Origin of the sequence: Aquirhabdus parva, assembly GCF_003351745.1 — a bacterium.
GTDB lineage: Bacteria > Pseudomonadota > Gammaproteobacteria > Pseudomonadales > Moraxellaceae > Aquirhabdus > Aquirhabdus parva.
Genome location: NZ_CP031222.1, coordinates 563600 through 586899, shown reverse-complemented (window position 1 = coordinate 586899; position 23300 = coordinate 563600). Strand labels below are relative to the sequence as shown.

The following is a 23300-nucleotide window of genomic DNA, read 5'->3' as shown; positions in this document are numbered from 1 at the left end:
TCACACTATTCTATAAACTATGCTTGATGATCGGGAGATGTTTGAATAATAAACAGCATCATGCTTCTTGATGTCTTTTTAAAGATTAAACCCCTTAATCACCGCTTTAATCATCGCCGCCGTCTCCAAAGGACGTTCCAGCGGAAACATATGGCCACCTTCACTTAAGGTATACGGAATCCCTTGCTGCCTCTGCAAACGCTGAGGAAAGCCGCGACCGTAAAATTGACTATCACGACCAGCGATCATATGTGCTGGCACTTTGGGTGCACGGCGCGGAAATAGCCAGAACCATGACGGATTGGTCTGAAAAATCTTCACTTCAACACTCTTCGGAATAGTCAGCGTCACACCACCATCAGGTGCATCCTTGAGGCCATATTGGATATAGGCATCAAAGCAATCCTGATCAAAGGTTGAAAATAGCCCACGACCACGCAACTTTTCAGCGGCTTGCTCACGGCTATCCCAGTGATCACGTCTGCGACTAGACAGTGCTGCTGGCGTCCGTTTATCGTAGGCAGTTGGTGCAAAAGTCTTAGCCAGATGCATGCCCAACGAATACAGACCATTGATCAGTGGCGGGTCCAACATCACCAGACCACTCATCAACTCTGGCACCTTATACGCCGCCATATAACTGAGCAGCCCACCAAGCGAATGACCCAGCGCAATGACGGGACGACGATTCCCTTCAGCATCCACAGATTGACGCTGAATACTGTCAATCAACTGGTCACGAAGATTAGTCCAATGATTGTTGACAGGAAAACGCGGGTCTACACCGATCAATGGCAAAGTCACCACATCAAAACTACCGCCGGCATCATCACGCAGTGCCGCAAAAATCTTTTCATACACTGCGGATGGAATACCATTGGCATGGGCAAAGTGAATCAAAGGCTTCATGGTATTGCTCATTTCAGCGATGCTTGCGCGTTCATGTCACTGACTGATGACTTCAATGATGCACCGATACCTAAGCCCAAGGTAGTCCCTAAACGTCCCATGATTTTTTCAAGAGAGCTGCGGTCTACACTATAGTCAGCAGTATCTTTAAGCTTCAATTCACGTTTCAAGCTATCAACACTACCCGCTTTATCTGCTAAGCCCAAATTAATCGCCTGCTCACCACTCCAAAACAAACCAGAGAAGGTATTGGCATCTTCTTTCAAGCGCTTACCACGGCCCTCTTTCACCGCAGCGATGAAATGCTGATGCACATTATCCAGTACACCTTGCACATGTGCTTTTTCAAAAGGATCAAGCGGTTTGGTCATGCTCAAGATATTCTTGTGCGCGCCAGCGGTCATGGTCCTATCTTCAACACCCAGTTTCTGAGCCAAGCCTGTTACGCCATAGTTCGGCATAATCACACCGATTGAGCCAACGAGGCTTGATGGATTGACATAGATTTCATCCGCTGCAGAAGCGATGTAGTACGCACCAGAGGCGCCCATATCACCAATCACTGCGTAGACTTTCTTGTCTTTATGCAACTCACGCAAGCGACGAATCTCTTGCCAGATTTGATCGGATTCAACAGGTGAACCACCAGGTGAATTGATATTCAAAACGATGGCTTTGCTTTGTGAAGCATCAAACGCAGCATTCAGTGCGGTAATGATGTCATCACTGTTGGCTGGCTTGCCCTCACCGATTTCACCCGTAATATCGACAATACCCAAATGTGGGCTGGTGTTAACAGCAATATTCTCTTCCTTGCCACAGCTCTTCGCCAAAGCAAAAAAGAACAGCAGAAAGAAAAAGAAGGTCGTCAGTTTGAAAAAGATACTCCAGCGTCTAGCACGGCGCTGCTCTTCAATCGATGCCAGAAGCGTCTTTTCCAAAATTCGCCACTCTTGACCCGCAAGCTGCGGATGGGGTGGTTGTGGATCTGGGGTTTGCTGCGGAGTATTCGGATTCGGTGGCCAACTAGACATGAAACAACCTTTTTATGATGCGATGAGCGCGATATCAAACATTAGCCATACCTTGCTATAAATGCAAGGAAATGTCTATGCCGATCCGGTTACTCATGCGGTTAAATAATTGCCTGCGTATATTTTATTGAATGGTTTAAAGGTATGAATACCTTAGATGTGTTAAGTTCTGTTTTTAAGATATTTTTATAATGCGCTAGGCACACAAAGTTGACCCTTAAATCCAGACTCCTTTAAAATGAGTCACGCTGAAATAAATAAACCATTATATAAAAGCCAATGTTATGACTAGCAAAGAACGCCAAACTCCGCTGCTGTTTATTTTAAAGTTTTTCGCATGGCTTTCCATCGGATCATTACAAGCTTTTGCACGTGGCGTTGCAGGTATTGCCATGTGGTTCCCCAATAAAGGTGTAGTCTGGACTGTCCGTCGCAACCTGCTCATCGCCTTCCCAGAGAAATCCGAGCAAGAACGACTTGCGCTCGCGGCTGCATCACTGCGCTCACAAGCCATGAGTATGCTGGAGTTCATTAAGAGCTGGGGCAATCCGCCTGAGTTCAGTGTGAGTCAAATCAGAACTGTACATGGTGAAGAAATCTTTTTAGAGGGATTAAAAAATCCCAAAGGGTTGATTGGGGTTATCCCACACTTTGGGACTTGGGAGATGATGAATCCTTGGGTGAATCAGCATACCGCCCCAACCATCATGTACAAACCTGCGGATGATCCTTCGCTGGATGCTTTTGTATTAGCGGCGCGTAGTCGCTTGCAGGCAACATTGGTTCCGACCGATGAACGTGGCGTACGCGCTCTATTTCGCACCTTAAAACAAGGTGGCTTTAGTGCAATTCTGCCAGATCATGTCCCGGATGAGTCGGGTGGCATTCTCTCAAAATTCTTTGGTCATCTAGTTCTGACGACCACCTTGGTCTCACGTTTAGCCCAAAAGACAGGCTGCGGCGTCGTCATGATGTCTTGTGTCCGCTGCGAGGATGGTGATGGCTTTGATATTTACTTTGAGAACCTACCCGACTCGATCCGCAGTCCCGATTTACAAACCTCAGTAGATACACTGAATCACGCTGTGGAAAGTCTCATCCGACGTGATCCAGTCCAGTATCAGTGGGCGTATAAGCGCTTTAAAGATGCACCGCATTTTGCAGGAATTTACCAAAAAACTGATGCGGAAGTCCGTCAAATCCTGATTGATAAAGCATCTGTTTAAATCCAAATTTTGGAATCAATGCTTTAACCAGGTGTACTGATCTCGATAGCGTGAAAGGTCGAAATGGTCTTGACCGCCTAGGTCAATGGTCAGCGTTCCTCCTGTCACGGTAGATTCCACTGCAACATTTTTTGCTTTGAGTCGGGCGATGGCCAGATCCGAAGGGTACTTTTTACTGAAGGCTCCTGAGGAATACACGGCAAGCTTTGGGGCAACCGCATTGATAAATGCTTCTGAACTGGCTTGATTTGAGCCATGATCACCTAACAATAAGACATCGGCAGCTACAGGAGCATTCTCCGCGATTAATCTGGACTCTACATCAAAGCCAGCATCGCCCATCAAGAGCATTGATGCCCGATGATTTTGCATCGACGGAGTTGTAATCTTTAGCACACAGCTTCGGTCTTTGTCGTCAATCACATTCCAATCCGGCCAGGGTGCCAGAACGTCAAAATCCACCCCATCCCACTGCCAATGCTGACCACTCTGACATAGCTCGGTAGGTACAGTGAGTAAGGCTTTACTACTGATGACATGGTCTACAGGCAACTTCGCAAGAATAGCAGCCAAACCGCCATTGTGCTCATAGTCAGGATGGCTAATCATGATCTGATTAAGGTGAAAAAGTCCCGCAGCAGATAAAGCCGGAAGTACCACACGCTCCCCCATCCCTTCCCGCGCTTCAGCACGTTTGGCACCCGTATCAAATAACATGGCATGGTTCTGAGTTTGAATCAGCACCGCCAAACCCTGCCCCACATCTAGTACTTGCACCCTCACTGGTGCATCATGTTGGAGACCAAAAAGTGGCCGACTCATCCACATCGGCAGCAAACAAATGGCAAGACAAGGCAAAACCAATCCTCGCGGTATACTTCCGCGCGGCATCAATACAATCAGCATCACCACCGCTAGTGCTGCAAGTCCGATCGGCGTGAGTGTCAGAGAAAGAACCTTCACAGGCAGTATCAACAGCACTGCATGCAACTGCTCTAACAGCCACGCCGCCAAAATCCATATCGCATCGGCAAGTCCTGACCATACAGGCAGAATGAACAAGGCCATAAAGGCCAATGGAACAATCAATAAGCCAATCAGCGGAATCGCAATCAAATTCACCAGTATAGAAAGCACCGGAATCTGATGAAAAAATGCGAGCGTCACAGGGATCAGTAAGATAAACATCGCAGTTTGCAACTTCACTAAACCTTTTACATGTTGCAAAGCACGCTGCCAGCGATGACCAACAACAATCGGCTGCTGGACCCAACTGATTAAAATCCCGGTTGCGACAAAGGACAACCATAAGCCACTTTGGTAAATCGCCAATGGGTCAAGCAATAGCGTCAGAGCCAAAGCGATCATTAATATATAAACGGTCGACCAGCGCTTACGAAACAGCGCTAAACCACTTGCAATACAAACCATCAATACGGTTCTTTGGGCAGGGACTCCCCAGCCTGCCAGAAGGGCATAGAGCACAACCACAGTAACCACAACAGGGATAAGCAAGATACTGCGAGGCACTTTTAAGTAAAGTAATGGGCGAATATTCAAAATACTCTGTATCAGCCACGCCATCATCAACGCTGCGAGCACGACATGGGGGCCAGAGATGGCCATCAGATGACTAATCCCCGCCTGCTGATAAAGCTGACGCAAATCAGGATCAATTAAAGCACGATCACCCGTCAACAGTGCGAGTAACACCGCCCGAGCGGGTGAGTCCAGCAGAGATAAATGATCGCGCAAATGCTCTCGCAATCGATCAATTCGATCCAAAGGCAATCGTAAGCCACCTGCTTCGGGGTTGGTGAGCGTTGCTGACTCCAATGACCCCGTTGCACCAACATGCTCAGTGAGTAGCCATTGCTCCTGATCAAATGCTGCAGGAGATGCAATTCCATGAGGTGGAGTAAGCTTGACTCTGACACGCCAAAGCTCACCTGCTTGTAAATTTGCGATGGGGCGTCGTTGTTCACTGGAAATAGCAAACTTAGGGTACAGTAACCAGCGTTTAGGAATATTAGGTAATGGATCAATGACCTCCACCACTTGTCGCCAGTTCTCATCCACACCATCACTGATGCCGATGACACGAACAACCGTTTCAATGGTTTGCGGTGTTTTCAGTCGATCGTCTAATGCAGTTTCTAGGGTAAGCTGGGCATAGCCGAGACCAAAACCAAACGTCGCAGCGATAGAGAGTGTACAGAACAATAATGATCGCTTACGATCATAACGGGTCAAAAATAGGGCGGGGACAGCGAGAAGACCTGACCAAATCCATACAGAACTGGCGGTCGGGTATACGGTTGCTGTCATGACACCCAAGACGAAAGCAACTAAAATAAAAACGAATAGATTCAGTTGAACGACATCAATTGCCTGTTTTTCATCCATAATATCGATCGTTCAACGCATCCTTTAATAAAAAGTCATCATAAAGTGTACTGATATTTGTTATGGTACTTATAGAACAATTGATGACGCCGTTGAAGAGGTCTTGCCTGATAACTTCAGCATAAACCAGATTATCGCAAATCTCCTAGAACCAAGAGTCACATGCCCAAAAAATTTATCCGACGTTATATTCCTACCCCTGAACGAATCGCAGCGCTTCCCGGCATACATCGACTTGGCTCTAGAATTACTGACCCAAATTTATGGCACATTAATCGCCGATCCATTTCAGGGGCGATGTTTTGGGGCATTGTGTGTGCATGGATTCCTCTCCCCTCACAAATGCTGATTGCTGCGGCGTGTGCGATATTATTCCGTGTGAATCTGCCGCTTTCAATTGCGCTGACCTGGATATCTAATCCCTTTACTATGCTGCCGATTCTCTATTCCAGCTATTGTATCGGCTCATTGATTTTTGGTGTGCCCATGCTGGACATCACGCAGATTAAACACATCATCATTCAGTTGACCACCAGCCTCTTCGGGGACTCTGCAAGTGCGGTTCCCACGCAATATCACTTCAATCTCGGCGCACTGCTAGTCGGTTTATTGATTGAAGCCGTCGTATTGGGAGCGATCGGGAATATTCTGGTAAAGCTATTGTGGCGCTGGCATGTGGTTCGAGACTTACGCGAGCGTCAAATTCAGCGTAAACAATATCGCCAAGATCAGGAAAAATCATAAAAAAAGAGCTGCACCTGCAGCTCTTTTTTATATCAAGCATACGTTAGCTTAACCAGCGCCCATCCTGCATATGCATAATACGATCCGCAGCACCTGCCAACGACTCATCATGAGTCACCACCAACAAGGCCATGCCTAAATCTCGGCGTAGATCGCCCAGCAAAGCCAGAATATCCGTTGCAGTTTTACGATCTAGATTCCCAGTGGGCTCATCTGCCAGAACCACCGAAGGACGAGTAACCAGCGCACGTGCCAGAGCCACACGTTGACGCTCACCACCTGAGAGCTCGCCCGGTTTGTGATCCAAACGATGACCAAGACCAACTTTCTTCAATAACTCGATCGCCTGACTACGCGCCTCATCCACATGCACATCTCGCCGAAATAGCAGCGGCATCGCGACATTTTCAACAGCGTCAAACTCACCCAGCAGATGATGAAACTGATAGACAAAGCCCAAAGACTTGTTGCGCACATCACCCCGTTTAGTTTCATTCATGGCGGAGAGGAGCTCACCATGCACACGCACTTCGCCAGAAGTTGGCAAATCTAGACCGCCTAGCAGATGTAGGAGCGTGCTCTTGCCAGAACCACTGGAACCAATGATCGAAACGAACTCCCCCGCCTGAACGGATAAATCTAGACCGTGCAGAACTGTCACACTATTTTTGCCTTCATTGAAGGTCTTGGACAGTTTGGATGCAGCGAGAACGGGTAAACTACTTTGTTGATTCACAGTCAAATCATTCACCTTGGATTCATTATTTTGCTGAGCATTGCCGATTAAACTACTCATAACGCAGCGCCTCAGCAGGTTGGATACGAGCCGCACGCAGTGCTGGATAAATGGTTGCGATGAAACTGAGCACTAAAGAAATGCCGACAATAAGGGCAACATTCGTCCAACGTAACTCTGAAGGCAGATAGTTGACAAAATACGCATCGAGTAGATGCAATCCAAAAAAGTTATTAAGCCAAGTTAAAAATGGACTAATGCCTAGCGCAATACCAATGCCAAGTAGAGTCCCAGAAAAGGTTCCGACAGCACCGATCACAAGGCCTTGAACGACAAAAATTCGTGTTATTGTTTTTGGTGAGGCTCCTAATGTTCGCAGAATAGCAATATCAGCCTTTTTATCATTCACAACCATGACTAAGCTGGAAAAAATATTTAGCGCCGCAACCAAAATAATTAAAGAGAGAATGAGTCCCAGCATTGTCCTTTCCATCTGTATTGCTGAGAACAAATTTCCCTGTGTTTGAGTCCAATCGGAGGCATAAAATCCGCTTGGAAGTTCTCGCGCAAAATCATTAGAGATTTCACGGGCTGAAAAAAGGTCATCTAACTTCAAACGCACGCCTTGCGCACCATCAGGCAAACGCAATAATTTTGCGGCATCATTAAGCGCGATGTAGCCTAGGCTGGAGTCCATTTCTGCACCGACGCTAAATATCCCAACAATCGTAAATCGTTTAAATCGCGGCACAACCCCAGCAGGTGAAGCCGTAGCCTCTGGCAACACTAATGTCACCTTATCCCCTTTCATTAAGCCTAGGTTATCAGCCATAGTCTTGCCGATCACGATGCCAAAACTGCCATCGGTTAAAGCATCTAAAGAACCTTCCGTCATATGGTTTTGAACGATCGATACATTCTTTTCAAGATCAGGCTCAATTCCACTGATCACAACACCCGCAACTTGCCCTTGAGCGGTTAACATGCCCTGAACTTGCGTAAATGGCGCAGCTCCAATCACATGGGGTTGCTGTTTAGCCTTAGCCACAAGTAACTGCCAATCTGGGATAATTTGATTAGAAGAAACTGTAGCCTGCGGGATCATGCCCAGAATACGGTTTTTTAGTTCACGATCAAAACCATTCATAACAGACAATACTGTTATGAGAACAGCAACACCCACCATAAAGCCTATAGTCGAAATAAAAGCAGTAATGGAAATAAATTTATTGCTCCGCCTTGCGCGGGTGTAACGCAGACCAACAAATAACGACACGGGTTTGAACATACGCAAGTTCCAGCAAACAAAATAACAATGAACGCGAAGATAAACGCGGGAAAGAATGATTTATTCTAATACATCGCTAGAATACCTGATAGAAAATGCTAGATATGTATGAATTAATTACATATGATTGATGATAAGTTGATCTTGTTAAATGACGTGATCAATGGGAAACTATAAGGGCAACACCCATCGTACGGTGTGTAGTAAATTTGCTGGTCATAAGAAGACAAGATGTTTGATATTTGTCCGTAAAAACTTGATAATAGTGATGTATTACTCACTTTTGATATGTTAGTTTAAACATTACAAAATTTGTAAATAACAAGGCTGGCGATTAAGCATCGCTTCAGACTGATATTGGTAAGGATACCAAAAAAATTGGCGTTGCATTCGCCAGAGCATAATAGGATGTTATATGGAAACTACGACGACTCATCACATTGGCGACAACTTAAGCCCAGAGCATACTGAGCGCCGTTTGCTATCACGCATTAATGATACGTTGCGCATCAACTATCAATTGATTACGCGCACCAGCGCTATGATCGACCCTTATGATTCTGAGTTCGCAATTCCACGCTACTTTCTATTGCTAGCCGAATTGGATGAACTTGAAACCGTCCAACAAATGACGCTGGATGCACTGGCGGTGCAGCAGCCTGAGGTTGCACGTGTACTTGATCTGATGAATAAGAAAATCGCCCTACTGACGGGTTCACTCTACGACAGTATGGTCGAATCCCTACTGCCCAGCCCTACCCGCGTCAACATTTCTGAAAGTGGTTTGTCATTTTACGCCCGTGAGCGCATCCCACCAGGCTCGCATATTCACCTAACGCTCAGTCACCCCAGCAATGCGTTTCACCTTGCGGCGACTGCACGTACCGTCTATTCAGAAGAAGAAGATCTGGAAGGGTTCCGTACGGGGGCATATTTCATTAGCTTGCATCCCCATGATCGCTCTAAGCTTGCCGAATGTATTCAGCAAAAAACCATCGAAGAAGCCAGTTTACGAGAGTATCAACTACCGGAATCATTCAAAGCAGAAGAGTAATGCCAATAGATGCGCATCGACGTTCTAAAACTAGATGCGCAAATTGCCATTCCTTTAATTGCTCTTCGCCCTCCACCAGTCCGGTGCAAAATAGAGCAACAACCCCGCCAATACAATTGCAGCTCCTGTCAGCATCGACCATGTTAGATTCTCATGGTTGATCCACATCCCGAGCCCCATGGCGAGGATAGGTGTCATGACGGTTGTCAGTGACAACGTTGCAGGCTTGACTCGGCTCACCAAATAGAAATAGCAAAACATGGCCAGCACCGATGCAAACGTTGCACTATAGAGTATCGCGCTGATACATAACCAACTGGGTATTGCCATAGGTCTTTGCTCCCAGTAAAACGGAATCAAGACCAGTAGACCTATGCCTGACAAAAGCAATGATCCAGTTGTTTGAGCCAGAGAGTGTAGACTGACACCGCCCTCTCGGTTATTTTCATAACGCAGCCAAAAAATTGAACCGACATAACAGAGCACGCCAAGCAACACATAGATAATACCAACGACGATATTGCCTTGCATTTTTGCCGCACCAAAAATGCCCGCCAGACCTAAGACCGCAATAAACATCCCCGCCCACTGAATAAAGTTAAGACGCTGCGATTTAAACACCACATGGGCAAAGAAACCCGCCACCAAGGGCGATAGTCCATAGATCAATGAAATTAATCCTGAAGGCAGATATTGCGCGCCCAGATAAGTAAATAGCATGGCCCAAAACAGGCTAAAGCTTCCTACTAGATAGCAGCGCATTGCAGCTCTATCCACAGGTAATGGCTCTTTAAGCAACCACAACACACCGCGAGCAACGGCGAGCGCCAACAGAAATCGAATCGTGAGAGACCATATTGGGTTTAACTCACGTAGGCTTAGTACAACTGATAGCGGCGTCGTCGACCAAATCAGGACGAGGCCAATATAAGCTATCGATGTATTAAAACGCTCTGTGGCATGTCCTGCCTTCAATCCAGCAAGGGTTGTAGTTGTATCAAGTTCAGCATTCACGGCCTTATCCTAAAGTCACCCATCGCCCCAAACGGGCAATTGATTAAACTGATCTCATCATATAGCGCATCGGTATGACAAAATGAGCACAACAAAAAGGCCGCTACATGAGCGACCTTGAGAAATTAGAACCACATATCAATCTCTACAGTCGCTCAGATAAGCCGATACGCGCCTTCACAGCGGTGTGAATGACGGGGACTTGGGCGAGAGAAATCATACGAATGTTCATGCCTTGATCATGAACGCTTGGTTTAAAATCGTCAATGCTTTATTGAAAATATTAAAAAAGCAGCCCTTGAGGCTGCTTTTTTAATCATGTCACATTAGCAGAACTTCAATGTGCCATAGCAGTTGGGTTTTACATTCTGATTACCATCCAAAGGCAAGTTAGACAATGCGATGGTTGCTACACTGCCCGATAAATTGATCGGTGGTACGGTTGCAGTCAGATAACCAGAAACTAACGCTTGCAAGCCCTGTCCTGTATCAATCGGAGGGATCAGATAAGGAGGACCGGCATTCAACTTCGCACTCAAGATGGTTGCAAGCTGAGGAAATGCTGAAGAAATATCCACTTTATTTTGAGGGTTCAGCACCCCCAAATTGATTGGGTTTTGCACAGATAACCACCATCCAGGCTGAGCAATATCGTCTGCAGCTCGACCAGGAGTAGGATAGCGGATCGCTTGACTCTGTAAAGATAGACCTAAGCCATTACCACTGAGCGGTAAATTATGAATAAAACCTAAACCTTCATTGAAATTAATCTTAACCCCTAAATTTTGGATCGTAGAAGTCATTTGAAACTTGGTGTTGCTGAGACAAATCAAGAATGCCACACAAACAGTTTGATTAAGATTTACATATAAACTACCACTACTTGGTGTAATCGGAATATCTGGAACAAGGGCATTTGCCACCACAGGCGCAGAGGTAAGCCTCGTACCCTTAACCGTTGTGGCAACTGTCGTAAAGGGAACATTCATACTCGGTATAGAAAGCCCTGCTGATTTTGACGGGTCGGTTGTGATCCCCTTACCGCTACCACAACCTGTAGTACAAAGTAGAATATTAATATCGACTTTACCCGTTACCGTTTGACCAGCACCAGTACCAAAGATTGCGGCTTGAGTCTGCGCTGTACCAGTAGATGATCCGATTGGTAAATAGCCACTAAGTGTGTTGATCCCGTTAGGTGTGCCATCATTTTGACCAGCGGTCAATAGTCCAGATACACTTTGCGCACCGAGATTAATACCCACCACTTGTCTCGTCGATAATGATGTTGGGTTTTTGATGGCAAGTTGCAAAAAAGGGTTTTGTAATGTCGCATCACAGCTTGCGCGAGAAGCACCACTGGGGCAATTCCCTACCCCAGGGTTACCACTGAGACCCACATTAGTCATATCGATATCACAACCAGGACCATTCACACCACCACAGCCAAGCTGCAAATGCTGAATATTGGCATTAAGATCCACGTTCCCTTGGACACCCAAAGTAAAGAATCCAAAACTCTCAGTATTGCCTGGAGCACCAGATCCTGTTTGAGCAGTATAATTTGTATAAAATGCGGCTTGACCCACGACATTGCTCATCGCATCTTCATCCAAAGGACTCATTGCTTGAGCAGATACAGAGAAAGTAAAGGCAAATAGCCCTAAAACAGGCAAAAGATAAAGTGAACGTTTTTTTAAGACGTCATAAAATCTAGACATTCCAACATCCCTATCGTTGATAACGAATACGTCGCATCCTGCGGCGATTTTTTAATGAACTAAATTATGTTCTGTTTAGATCATAACATAACCAACGAAGTCTAATAGAAAAAAACGACCAACGGGTCGTTTTTTTATCTTTAACAGAACTTCAAACTTCCATAGCAGTTGGGTGGAAAACTTTGTGCTGCTAATTGTAAATCCGTCAAAGGGAACGCAACATGAGCATTGGTCAAAGCTACATTACCGACAGCCAAATCGCTACCACCTACACAACCCGTCAGCAAATTGCCACAATTCGTAGGATTATTCGTCAAATAAGTACTAATCTTAGGAATAACTTGAGCCAAGACCGCATTTGTAATTTGCACTTGCGATGAAGGCGTGACATTACCAATATTGATTGGATCATTAAATGCCATCCACCAACCGGTCTGAGCAACAGCTGGTGCCCCAGGCCACATCACGTCTTGTTTCTGGAGCGACAGTGAAAATGGGTTATTCAGCGGAATACTATGAACGAATCCAAGATTCTCTTGAATGGTTAGATCTGCAATCAAACCAGTGATATTACCCGTAACTTGTTTATTGAGATTCAGAAAACCTGCAACCGTCGCTGTCAGTGGACCCGCGAAATCAATTTGCCCAACGTTGGCGGTTCCTGTTAGTCCAATACTGCTTAGACGTTTACCATTGACTACTGTCGCATTCGTAGTTAGGGGTGCAGTTGCAGAAGACAAATTGAGCGTATAGTTTGTAGATGAATAGCTCACATTGATACAAGGGTCTAAAAACCCTCCACAAGAATTGGTCAACAGTGATCCTTTCACTTGACCATTGATCGCTTGATTACCTGTATCGGCATAGGTCATCGACCTTGCAGCCGTGGTTGCAGTACCCGAAGACGCCGCTACACTCATATAACCACTGAGCGAATTAATTCCATTTGGGGTCGTACTATTTTCGGTACCAGCTGTCAGCAATCCGGTAACATTCTGTGCACCGAGCTGCAACCCTACAACTTCACGGGTTGCCAATGTAGTCGGATTTTTAATCGCTAATCGTAGAAACGGATTCGTTAACGTCGCATCGCAACTTGCACGGGCAGCACCTGAAGCGCACGTACCCGTACCAGGATTACCACTCAAACTTAAATTATTAATATCAATATCACAGCCTGGACCATTGACACCACCGCACCCTAATTGCAGATGTTGAATATTGGTGTTGATATCGACTTTACCCTGAACACCTAAGGTATAGAACCCAAAGTCCGATGAATTCGTTCCTGAACCTGTACCCGATGGCGCACCATAGCTGGTATAAAAAGCAGCTTGACCAGTTTCCTCTCCCAGAGTCTGATCATCTAAAACCTGCATAGCACTGACAGGTGTAGCAAAACCCGCTAAAAATCCCCCCATAAAAACTATACTAAGTTTTAATCTCTTTATATTTTCCATTAAATACTCTATTAAATTCCTAACTCTTTAGCGCAACACTGGGGCAACGGTCAAGTTACTCATAATTTGCCCGCCGGTCATCACGATTTTTCCTAGACTATATACACTACTACCGCTATTTGGATAAAAATTCAATGTTCCCAAAAGCTCCCCGCCGACTACACTTCCAGGATTGATATTCAACACATTGGTGAATGTGCCACTGGTTGCGTTAACACTAATTTGACTACCACTACCCAATTGTATGCGACCCGTGAGGCCATCTAATCCCAAGGCAGAACCTGTCGGCTCAACCAATCGAATAAAACTAGATGCATCACTGTTCAGCGTTAAGTCTGCACTCAAACCAAGTGCTCCGGTACTCGTCGTGCTTAAGCCTACGCTATTGGTCGTGCTATTGCTCGCACCCTTTAATTTGACATTCACACCATATATTTTATCTTTATTATTGGTCTGATCAGAAAATTTCGCAAACCCAGTTGGTTCCGCACCTGGAAGATAACCAGCGGCCAACTCCCCAGACATAGCTAGCAGAAAATTTGGCAGCGTTAATTTAATACAATGCGTCGCGCAGGTTGCATCTGTCGACGTATCATTAACTTGGATGACACCATTTGCCTCTAAAAATAAGTTAATATTTCTAAGACCGATATACTGCGCTTTTGAGGGTGTACTGGTGTCAGCTAAAAACAAACTCGTGGTTTTTACTTCAGTCGCCGAATTATTGCCTATCTCACCCGTTTGACCATTTGTCCCTTGAGTACTGACTGCCAAGGTATAACCTAATGTTGTCGCACTAGCCGCATTTAAAGTCAGATTCGCATTTACATTATTGAGCACGGGCATCAATGCAAAACCAGGTACCGCACCACTGGTGATTCGACCTACACCATTTTGATAAAAATAGGTTTGTAGTGGAACGCCTTGGATATTTAATCCACGAACGCCAATATATACGCTATCAGCAGTAACCGGCTGAGAAAAATCTGCAGCTGTCAAACCAAAGAGATTGACGGGTGTATAAGCTGCTTTTGAAGGAGAACAATCAGATCCCACAGTGAATACACACTGCACAGGCATCGTCAAATTACTTGTACTGATTAAATTCAAGTAAATATTGCCACTATCAAAAGTCGGGTTTGTTCCTGCAGAGACATTAGCAAATGGCACGAAATTGGTCATTTGAATACCGTAACCACTGCTACCTGTACCTACGCCGCCAAACTCAAGTTGGAAGCCTGTCCCTGTTCCATCAGCATTAAGCGCACCAGACTGCACTTGCCCTGTAAGCCTAGCCGCAAGACCTTGATTACCGACAAGAGCTCCGATGGTATCTTCGTTTGCTGTTGTGCCTTTAGTACCACGAACATACAGATTGGTATTAAGTACATTGCCAGAAATACCAAGGCGCACTAAACCACCCGCAGTTGGCGAAACGGTATTTAAACTAGAGCCAGATTGCGCAGTCTGCAGCATTAAAGAGGCTTGAATACCCGCCCGCGATGCAGAGGCTGCTTTTAGAGCAATATCACCACCAAACCGAAGACCATCAGTAGCATCAATCCAGATCCGTCCATTCGTCGAACTAATGTTTGCACGAATATCAGCCCCCACAATCTGGTTGCCATTTGACGTAAAGAAAGTATTGACTCCATCTAGTAAGATAGTTACCGATGCAGTGCCTGCACTATTAAATAGGCCATTGGTAGTTGCTAAGGCAATTTGAGAATTCTGTGTAGTTTGTATACCAAAAGCACCCAGACTATTTGCGGGGCATACGGTCGTGGTACACACTTCAACCCGAGGCGCATAGAAGGTAAAAGGTGCAATGTTTAGGTTCAAACTCAAAGCAGGTGTTGTGCCGCTGGAACCCGCATTAATTTTAGCAGTGATCAATGGATTGGTCGTACTGCCCGGCGTTAATGTCACCTGATTAGCCGCTGAAGCCTGATCCAATTGCAAACGACGAACGGTCCCAGAATTATCGATCTGATCTTCCCAATAAAGGCTACCAAAGGTGAACTTGTCCGCCTGAACCGTAACAGCTACCCCATCAGCACCTGTCACATCACTTAATGCCTGATCCGAAATAGACTCCATGGCATAGACAGACATACAAACTGCATTCAAAACAGTGATGGCTGAAATGGAGAGCGCTAACTTGGTCATTTTTACTGGTATTTTATTTAGCAAAAACATAGAGCGTACCTCCAACATTGAGGTTGCCATTCATGGTAATACCCATGACACCAGTTTCTTTGCCAACGTCGTATGCCGCTGCTGTAGCTGGATAGACAGGCGGTGGTCCTAGCACTCCAGCAGAAGTTAAACTCAGATATGCTTTTTGGTTATCTAAAGCACTTAATGTTCCAAATGTCTGATTACTGTTGACAGCAACCCCTAATGTATAGGCAACATTCCGAAACTGGATCGCTGTATTGTGAGTAGCATCAGGAAAAGCGACATTAATTGCAATGGCCGATTGAAGTTTAGTTGGATCACCGCCCTGAGCAGCGGGCAACTGGGATAAATCCGCACCGTATAATACGACATTAGGGATATTGATATAGCCATTTAGACCTTTAAATAAAAGCCAATTCGGCTGACTATTCAACTGAATACCTAAACGACAAAAAACCACATTGGCACCAGCGCATGCAGGGATCAATGCCCCAGCAGTACCCGCACCTGCATTCACTTGGTTGATTCGTAACTCAAGACCCAACTGCACGCCTGTGGACTGCCCCTCTACGCTCGCTAACTCGTCATTGGTCAGTGTACTCAGTGCGGCATGCGCAGGTAGCACAGCCCAACAAAGGAAGGACAACAATACGCCAAAATAAATGCGATTAATCATGGTCATAAATCTCCTTATAGACCAGTCAATGTCATTTTCATGTGATTAATCATCAGCCCGCTGATTGCAGCAGTGCCTAAATTCACAGCGGCACCATTGGTAGGACTACCAGAAGTACCAGGAGCCTTAAAGGTTATACCATTTACGGCGGATCCTGCCACAGCTCCTGTACTGGTATACAAAGCATTAGCTCCGCCAGGAACAACTAAATCACCATTTGGCATCGTTGCATAACCCGTTGTGCCGTTTATAGTGACCCCTGCCACTGCCGTACCGTTATTGACGTACACATCACCTATGGTCAAATTACCGTGAGTCGCCGTTGATGGACACGATGTCCCCGTGCACATACCCGCAGCAGGAGTAAGTGCGCCACTGGTTCCAAGAGCAGTTGACGTACCATAATCGATATAGAATTGTTTATATGCTGTGTCAACATTAGGGATACGCGCAAGCTCCAAGGAAACCTGCCCTGAAGAATTTGTAGACAAAATCAAGGGCTGATAATTTAAATTACCCAAGGGCAAGTTGATATCCAAATTCTGGATATAAATACCTTCATACGAATCAAACTTACCAATCGAGCTTTCCGCTACAGATAGACGCAGTACACCATTTTTTTGACTATTAAAACGTAACCGTCCAGAAATCCCCAAAGTATTAGCATAATCTGAGTTACCCGTTCCTAACGTGACTCCACCGCCAGAACTACACGTAGCCGATGGACAACCTGGTGTCGAATACAAATTAATTTGCGTACCATTAATGCCAAATCCATCCCAGATTCCCTGAATTTGCAATGCAGGACCCGCAACACCTACTGAATTAGTAGTGGCATTTGATGTCGCGGCATTGGTACTCGTATCGTATTGCAACACATTCATCCAAAGACCCAATCGGATATTATTGGATGAATCAGTAGATACCGTGCTTGAGGGCGCCGAGATTTGTAAATAAGGAACTCCGCCACTTACAGCTTGACCATCTAATCCAACAGCATTTGACGTAAGCACCTGCAAACCGAACGCATCCGCTGCAGTACCCCAGTTAATACCGGTACCACTAAAAAGTTTGTCATGCGCAGTTGCCCCTCCGCTAACCAAACCAGTCGCAGGGACAACAACACTACCATCTGGATTAGCAGTTAAAGGACCGCTCTGAGAAATAGACATCCCATAAATATAAAGATCTGTTTTATTGCCACCCGTCGCAGGACCAATTGGACTCACATAGATATAACTACCATACTGTCCCGGGTCAAACGTACCACATGCGATTTGGCATAGTGACCCAAATTTAGCAGGATCAAGAACACCCGACTGACTTGCGTCACCAGCCACTGATGGCATTTGAAACTTAAAGTCTTGTGCAAAAAAACCCAACCCTTCCCCAGTCGTGTCACTCATCTCTGAGTCACTGGCTTGTTCTAGCGCAAAAGCAGGCGCAACAAAAAAAGCCGAGCATAAAGCCAGCACTAAGGAACATTTATTGTATTTAATCTGCTTAACTAATTGGGTAGTCCCAACAGGCAATTGCACAGTCATCACATACTCCATATCGTAGTGCAGTCAGACCACGAACTTATTTTGCCTGACAAATGATCAGACAAACTGCTGTTATTATTCAGTTGTCCTTTCCTGATTTACACAACTTACACTTATATCCGCATTATGAATTATTTAAAAAAAAATGCAAAAGCCCTAATGTAATAAACCCTATTTAACGGGATTAACTTAGTATATTTTTGTAGTTAAAACAATTATTTAATTAGATATCAGCCTAACAAACCGTTGGTCGGAACATTTAGTCAAAATGAGCATTCCGCCTCAAATATAATAATAATAGTTATTAATGTAAGCTAAAGACTACAACAAACGTAATCCAAAATAGGCATGCATTTATGCCTATTTTTTAGATCATTATTTAAGCCTTAGGTAAAGTGACGCCGCGTTGACCTTGGTACTTTCCACCACGATCTTTATAGGACGTTTCGCAGACTTCATCAGACTCAAAAAAGAGCATCTGGGCAACACCTTCACCAGCATAGATCTTTGCAGGTAGATTGGTGGTATTGGAAAATTCGAGTGTCACATGACCTTCCCACTCTGGCTCCAACGGCGTGACATTCACAATAATCCCGCAGCGTGCATAGGTCGATTTGCCAAGGCAGATCGTCAGTACATTACGCGGAATGCGAAAAAATTCTACCGTTCTAGCCAGCGCAAATGAGTTTGGCGGAATGATACAAACATCTGACTCGATATCCACAAAGCTCTTTTCATCAAAATTCTTAGGATCAATGATCGCTGAATAGACGTTGGTAAAAACTTTAAACTCACGCGCACAGCGCACATCGTAGCCGTAACTAGATACACCATAAGAGATCAATTTTTCATTATTCGCATCATGGCGAACTTGTCCGGCAGCATATGGCTCGATCATGCCATGTTGCTCACTCATCTGGCGAATCCAACGATCTGATTTAATGGACATACACTTCCCTAAAATTGACAAAAATTTAACGTATTCGTATTGGGGCTTAATGTACGCGATTTACGGCGCTTTATAAAGCATCCCAGAAGAGGGACCCATAACTGAGCCTCTTCTTTTCAAGATATGTATCAGCTCAAAACGATCTGATTAATCCCGCTGTGGATTAGCACTTTCGCTTTCGTCACGGGTACTTGGCGCGGGCTCAGCTGTACGCACACCACGATCTGCTGGCAGATCAAGCTCGCGCTCACTTCTACGCAGATCGTAACGGGCACGAACCAAGGAACGTGGATTTTTCTGATCGGCTCTCGCAGGCCAGCCTTCACGCTGTCTGAGACGATCACCATCGGTTTCTTCCGTCTGATCATGAAGCAATACTTGCGACGTCGGATAAGGCAAATCAATACCAGCATCGGTCAACGCATATTTAATGGCAATTAAAACCTGATCCATGGAATCAGTAATGTCCATTTGCGCACTGTCCTCAATCCACCAACGTAATCGTAGTATCAAAGCAAAATCACTAAAACCTGTCGCTACAATAGTTGGATTCGAATTTGCTGTGACGGTGTCGCACTTTTTTAACGCTTCTAAAATCGCAGTCTTCGCAACGCCCACATCATCCCCCATACCAATACCGATATCAATCTGGTTGCGGCGACGACGGAATGCCGTATTCACGGTAACCGGGGTGGTATATAGCTGCGCATTAGGAATCACGATACGGCGACCATCATAGGTTCGAATATAGGTTGCGCGAATCTGGATATCTTCAACCGTTCCTTCAAATGAACCCATGATAATCTGATCTCCGATCCGAAAGGGCTCAGACAACAGAATCAAGATGCCAGACAGCATATTCTGAAAAATATCTTTAAACGCAAAACCGATCGCAACAGATCCAATCCCCAAGGCACTGACCAGTTTAGTGGTAGTAAATCCAGGGATGGCAACGACCATGGCAATCAATACACCAATGAAAATGATCGTCGTTGAGCCGATGCGATTTAAGACTTTGACCAAATTTTGTCGTTTCTGTACCCGATGGGTCAGTGTCCTTTTGATCACTAACTTAAATAGTCGTGCCAACAACCAGAAAAGCACAAGGACAATACAAGACGCGATCAGATAAGGAATTCGATCCATAAATTGATCAATTAACTTATCGACGGGCGCATAAATCCCACTGTAATGCGCTACTGTTTTTTCAACTGCTTGTGAGGTCGCAGCACCAGCTTGATGGAGCGTATTGGTGGTTGCTGCACTTGCTTGCTGAATAATTGTGTTATCTAAAGCCATCGGAAATGCCTACACACCTTGATCTATTTTTCAAAAAATTAACTTAATAAATAATAACGCATATTCTGCCCGTCTCATGACGCTTTGTCAGCGCTGAATGCGTTATATCGACACGATATGCTTTATTCTAAAAAAAACATGCAAACCCCACACCCAATTCCAACTTTTCGCTCTAAATAAAAAGCCCGCAACATGTGCGGGCTTTTCTTTCTGCGACTATTCGCTCGTTTCAAGCGGTGCAGGAGGTCATGCGATTATGCGTGACCTGTTGCTGCTGCAGACTCTTGTTGCAGACGCTCAACATTTTCAGCAAATGCTGCATCAAAATTGATCGGTGCGAGCAAGAATTGTGGGAAGCTACCTTTAGTGATGATGTCACTCAATGCTTCACGCACAAATGGGAACAGAATGTTTGGGCAGTACGCGCCAAGCAACTGTGGCAATTGCTCTTGTGCAACATTTTCGATCAGGAAAATACCCGCTTGTTTGACTTCAGCGATATATGCTGGTGAACCACCATTATTCGCAGTCAACGTTACGCTCAATACCACCTCAAAGTGGCTTGGGTCAAGCTGTTCAGCATTGCTAGACAAATTGATGTTTAGCTCAGGCTGCCATTCACTGGTGAAAACTTTGGCGCTTGGCACTTCGAACGACAAGTCTTTTAAATAAATACGCTCAAGCGCCAACTGTGGTTGGGTTTCTGCGCCTGGGGTTTCTGTTGGTGCTACTTGTGATTCATCGCTCATGGTCAATCGTCCTTAGGTCTTTAGTTTAAATTTGAAGGCATGTCATTTTAGTCAAACCGATCTATACAGACATGCCAAAACATCGATAAAAAACAGCTTTACTTATACAAAAAAGGTTTATTCGGCCAACATCTTATCCAGTTCGCCGCGTTGCTCCAGCGCATACAATTGATCAAAACCACCAATAAAAGTGTCTTTGACAAATATTTGCGGCACGGTGCGTTGTTTAGTCTTTTGCATTAACTCAATACGCGCCTCTTCGGGTTGACGACTCAAATCGATATCGTTATACGCCACACCTTTACGCTGTAAAAGTTGCTTGGCGCGCACGCAATAAGGACATACTGGCGTACTATAAATAGTGACAGGAGCATCAGCACCTTCGGCTTGTTGTACTGCAGTATTCATCAACTATAGTCCTCATTCATTTCAATTCAACGTCGATCGTGCAAACTTCACGAAACCCGCTTATTACTTTTTGCCAGTTGGCTTGACCAGAGGTAAACCTTGACCTTGCCAACCCAAAATACCACCTTCAAGTCGATACAAGTTTTCGCCACCGACCTGCTGCACGGCACTGCCCGAGGTTTGACCCATCTTGCAGACCATCACAATGGGCTGGCTAATTTCACGGAGTTCGTCCAAGTGGTTTTTGAGGCTACTGAGTGGAATATTACGGCTGCCACTGATGTGACCTTCACGAAACTCTTTCGCATCACGCAGATCCACAATCACTGCTTTCTCACGATTAACGAAACCACCCAATGCCTGCGGCGAAATCTTGCGGCCACTGCGCTTGCTTTCTAAAATAAAGAATGCAACCGCCAAGACGCCCAAAATGCCGAATAAAATCGGATGGTGTTGCATGAATTCAATAAAACGTTCCAAAACATTCACCTTAAACTGTTTAAGCCACTTTAGAAGTAAGCAAATTTAGACAAGCCACTTGGCTTGCTATCTTTTGAAAAAACCCGATGCGGATTGTATCAAGTTATCAAGCAATCATGCCTAAATGATGACATGACTGTGCAGGCGACTCTATCGTTTTTCATTGATAATGTCGCCGTCATCAATTTTCAAGATCTATATCAGCAGAATGACGTTTTTTTTATCTTAAGCGTTCTTTTCCGCCTCACGCGCCTCATCTTCCAAGCGATTGAGGCTCGCCAAACGTCTAGGTAGCACCTTCCCTTCTGCCGCCGCAGCGATCAACGCGCAACCCGGCTCATTCTTATGCAAGCAATTACGAAAGCGACACATGCCATAATAGGGATACATTTCAATAAACCCGTTGCGAATCGCATCAACCGTGAGATGCCAGACCCCAAACTCACGAATGCCCGGCGAATCAATCAATGCGCCGCCATTAGGCAATGGTAATAGTGTCGTCGTCGTCGTCGTATGCTGACCGAGTGCCGAGTTCTCTGAGATGATATTCACTTTAAGATTGGCATCGGGAATCAGGGCATTAATCAGGGAACTTTTCCCTACACCCGACTGGCCCACAAAAACCACTGTTTTATCAGCCATTTTGGCAATCAATTCTGACAGATCACCATCGGTTTGTACCGTCAAGGTGTCATAACCCAATGCGTTGTATTCAGCCAGCAAATCGACCAGCCCATCCTCTGGGGTTAAGAGATCAGCCTTACCCAAAACCAATAGCGCTGGAATATCGGCCTGCTGGCAAGCCACCAAATAACGGTCAATCAGTAAGGGTGATGGTACAGGTAAAGCGGCAAAGACCACGACGATTAACGTCACGTTGGCCGCAACAGGTTTGACCTTATGATAGCGATCGGGTCGGGTAAGCAAACTGGCACGAGGATGTAATGCCGTGATCACGCCAAGTTCAGTATTTTCATCCACTTGAAAACGCACCCGATCTCCTGTAACCAGTACAGGTAAATTGGTACGCGCATGACAACGCCAGATTTTTTGGCTGAGTTGATCAGAGCCTTGCTGATCGATTAAAGGAATATCTTGGGGTGAGTGGCCTTGCGACTCTGTAACGACTGGGGAATCGATGTTTTCTTCCAGTTCTTGAACCAAGAGTTGGCGCCCATAGTGGGTAATAATCAGCCCCTCACGCAGTTCGCCATCGCTCTCTTCATCCACACGTCGCGTTTGCTGCGCTTCGATACGACGGGTTTGCTGGTTCGTCAGGCGACGTTTACGAATGAGCGCCATTATCGAATCAATGCTGTATGCGCGGCACGAACTGAATCTGCTGCAACACAAGTGTCTAAAGACTGCACTATACGAATTAAAACGACGCGCATGAAACGATCCAACCCAATCTTGATAAGA

Annotated in this window: 20 protein-coding genes; 3 read left to right on the top strand and 17 right to left on the bottom strand. The window is 45.4% G+C overall.

Annotated elements, in window-relative coordinates; genetic code table 11:
• Positions 1 to 78: 78 nt before the first annotated feature.
• Complete coding sequence (locus HYN46_RS02630) at positions 79 to 909, bottom strand: alpha/beta fold hydrolase (RefSeq protein ID WP_228254868.1); 831 nt, start codon at positions 907 to 909, stop codon at positions 79 to 81.
• Between the two features lie 8 nt (positions 910 to 917).
• Complete coding sequence (sppA, locus tag HYN46_RS02625) at positions 918 to 1943, bottom strand: signal peptide peptidase SppA (RefSeq protein ID WP_114897979.1); 1026 nt, start codon at positions 1941 to 1943, stop codon at positions 918 to 920.
• Between the two features lie 284 nt (positions 1944 to 2227).
• On the opposite strand from sppA, the gene HYN46_RS02620 reads away from it, so the two are divergent.
• Positions 2228 to 3169: a lysophospholipid acyltransferase family protein gene (locus tag HYN46_RS02620; RefSeq protein ID WP_322887814.1), complete on the top strand. Its 942-nt coding sequence runs from the start codon at positions 2228 to 2230 to the stop codon at positions 3167 to 3169.
• Between the two features lie 15 nt (positions 3170 to 3184).
• On the opposite strand, the gene HYN46_RS02615 is transcribed toward HYN46_RS02620, so the two are convergent.
• Entirely contained in the window at positions 3185 to 5575 is a 2391-nt protein-coding gene (locus HYN46_RS02615; protein WP_114897978.1) for a DNA internalization-related competence protein ComEC/Rec2, read from the bottom strand.
• A gap of 162 nt (positions 5576 to 5737) precedes the next feature.
• Here HYN46_RS02615 and HYN46_RS02610 point away from each other — a divergent pair, with 162 nt between their 5' ends.
• The gene (locus tag HYN46_RS02610) at positions 5738 to 6319 is read left to right on the top strand and encodes a DUF2062 domain-containing protein (protein ID WP_114897977.1); all 582 of its coding nucleotides are present in this window, start codon (positions 5738 to 5740) and stop codon (positions 6317 to 6319) included.
• 43 nt (positions 6320 to 6362) lie between these two features.
• Here HYN46_RS02610 and lolD read toward each other — a convergent pair whose 3' ends face one another.
• Both lolD and HYN46_RS02600 read right to left on the bottom strand, forming a co-directional pair.
• A complete protein-coding gene (lolD, locus tag HYN46_RS02605; RefSeq protein WP_114897976.1) occupies positions 6363 to 7115 on the bottom strand; it encodes a lipoprotein-releasing ABC transporter ATP-binding protein LolD in 753 nt (250 codons plus the stop codon).
• A complete protein-coding gene (locus HYN46_RS02600) occupies positions 7108 to 8343 on the bottom strand; it encodes a lipoprotein-releasing ABC transporter permease subunit (protein WP_114897975.1) in 1236 nt (411 codons plus the stop codon). Before HYN46_RS02600 ends, lolD begins: the two co-directional genes overlap by 8 nt.
• A 415-nt stretch (positions 8344 to 8758) precedes the next feature.
• On the opposite strand from HYN46_RS02600, the gene HYN46_RS02595 reads away from it, so the two are divergent.
• Complete coding sequence (locus tag HYN46_RS02595; RefSeq protein WP_114897974.1) at positions 8759 to 9397, top strand: PilZ domain-containing protein; 639 nt, start codon at positions 8759 to 8761, stop codon at positions 9395 to 9397.
• A gap of 54 nt (positions 9398 to 9451) precedes the next feature.
• On the opposite strand, the gene HYN46_RS02590 is transcribed toward HYN46_RS02595, so the two are convergent.
• The 12 genes from HYN46_RS02590 to rsgA form a co-directional block, all read right to left on the bottom strand.
• Positions 9452 to 10411: a DMT family transporter gene (locus tag HYN46_RS02590; protein WP_114897973.1), complete on the bottom strand. Its 960-nt coding sequence runs from the start codon at positions 10409 to 10411 to the stop codon at positions 9452 to 9454.
• Between the two features lie 326 nt (positions 10412 to 10737).
• Positions 10738 to 12132, bottom strand: coding sequence for a hypothetical protein (locus tag HYN46_RS02585; protein WP_114897972.1), 1395 nt, complete (start codon positions 12130 to 12132; stop codon positions 10738 to 10740).
• Between the two features lie 140 nt (positions 12133 to 12272).
• Positions 12273 to 13553 carry a hypothetical protein gene (locus tag HYN46_RS02580; RefSeq protein WP_114897971.1) on the bottom strand — a complete coding sequence of 427 codons (1281 nt, stop codon included), beginning with the start codon at positions 13551 to 13553 and terminating at the stop codon, positions 12273 to 12275.
• A gap of 66 nt (positions 13554 to 13619) precedes the next feature.
• Entirely contained in the window at positions 13620 to 15791 is a 2172-nt protein-coding gene (locus tag HYN46_RS02575) for a DUF6160 family protein (RefSeq protein WP_114897970.1), read from the bottom strand.
• A complete protein-coding gene (locus HYN46_RS02570) occupies positions 15775 to 16449 on the bottom strand; it encodes a hypothetical protein (RefSeq protein WP_162818070.1) in 675 nt (224 codons plus the stop codon). The genes HYN46_RS02575 and HYN46_RS02570 overlap by 17 nt, the downstream gene beginning before the upstream one ends.
• Before the next feature lie 14 nt (positions 16450 to 16463).
• Positions 16464 to 17993: a hypothetical protein gene (locus HYN46_RS02565; RefSeq protein WP_114897968.1), complete on the bottom strand. Its 1530-nt coding sequence runs from the start codon at positions 17991 to 17993 to the stop codon at positions 16464 to 16466.
• A gap of 379 nt (positions 17994 to 18372) precedes the next feature.
• Positions 18373 to 18942 carry a dCTP deaminase gene (dcd, locus tag HYN46_RS02560; protein ID WP_114897967.1) on the bottom strand — a complete coding sequence of 190 codons (570 nt, stop codon included), beginning with the start codon at positions 18940 to 18942 and terminating at the stop codon, positions 18373 to 18375.
• A gap of 147 nt (positions 18943 to 19089) precedes the next feature.
• On the bottom strand, positions 19090 to 20241 hold the full coding sequence (locus HYN46_RS02555) for a mechanosensitive ion channel family protein (protein WP_114897966.1): 1152 nt from the start codon (positions 20239 to 20241) through the stop codon (positions 19090 to 19092).
• 254 nt (positions 20242 to 20495) lie between these two features.
• Positions 20496 to 20990, bottom strand: a complete 495-nt coding sequence (secB, locus tag HYN46_RS02550; RefSeq protein ID WP_114897965.1) for a protein-export chaperone SecB — start codon at positions 20988 to 20990, stop codon at positions 20496 to 20498.
• Positions 20991 to 21107: 117 nt separating this feature from the next.
• Positions 21108 to 21398 (bottom strand): glutaredoxin 3, encoded by a 291-nt coding sequence (gene grxC, locus HYN46_RS02545; protein WP_114897964.1) that lies wholly within the window; start codon positions 21396 to 21398, stop codon positions 21108 to 21110.
• 63 nt (positions 21399 to 21461) lie between these two features.
• The gene (locus HYN46_RS02540; RefSeq protein WP_114897963.1) at positions 21462 to 21878 is read right to left on the bottom strand and encodes a rhodanese-like domain-containing protein; all 417 of its coding nucleotides are present in this window, start codon (positions 21876 to 21878) and stop codon (positions 21462 to 21464) included.
• 225 nt (positions 21879 to 22103) lie between these two features.
• Positions 22104 to 23180: a ribosome small subunit-dependent GTPase A gene (rsgA, locus tag HYN46_RS02535; protein WP_114897962.1), complete on the bottom strand. Its 1077-nt coding sequence runs from the start codon at positions 23178 to 23180 to the stop codon at positions 22104 to 22106.
• Positions 23181 to 23300: the final 120 nt, after the last annotated feature.